Below are 588 nucleotides of genomic sequence, written 5' to 3' on the forward strand. Positions count from 1 at the left end.
TTAGTAAGAAACCCCGTAAAGCTAGAAGTCTTTCATTGTTATTTCCGAGCGAACAGTTACCCGTTTTGAAGTGAATCCAATCGATCATTTTCACTGTGTTTAAGTACTAGGAGCAATACCGTGATTTCATCGAAAAATATAAAGTTGAATAAAGACCGATAGACATCGCGATGGATCGAGACGGATATTTTAGTGAATTTTATTGAATAACGAATTAACAATAAATGCTTGTAGATTGAAAAGATCTTTATTGGCTGATATTACCTAAGGGGATCTCTAAGGAACTCAGGATAGATTGGTTTTTAGGCAAGATAAGTTTGTGGAAAAGTGAGTATAGAGAGTGTGATATTGAATAATGAAAGATGGCTCCCCTGACTGGACTCGAACCAGTGACATACGGATTAACAGTCCGCCGTTCTACCAACTGAACTACAGGGGAATCGCAATTTGCTACATTTTTATCATTTCGTTGCGCCGTTTTACATTCAATGAGAATGAAAGATGGCTCCCCGGACTGGACTCGAACCAGTGACATACGGATTAACAGTCCGCCGTTCTACCAACTGAACTACAGGGGAATCGCAATTT

2 tRNA genes are annotated in these 588 nt (G+C 39.3%); both read right to left on the reverse strand.

Features of this window, described 5'->3' with window-relative positions:
• Positions 1-363 precede the first annotated feature (363 nt).
• A tRNA-Asn gene (locus L2764_RS27565) sits at positions 364-439 on the reverse strand.
• Positions 440-502: 63 nt separating this feature from the next.
• A tRNA-Asn gene (locus L2764_RS27570) sits at positions 503-578 on the reverse strand.
• Positions 579-588 lie beyond the last annotated feature (10 nt).

Origin of the sequence: Shewanella surugensis, from assembly GCF_023284005.1 — a bacterium.
Lineage (GTDB): Bacteria > Pseudomonadota > Gammaproteobacteria > Enterobacterales > Shewanellaceae > Shewanella > Shewanella surugensis.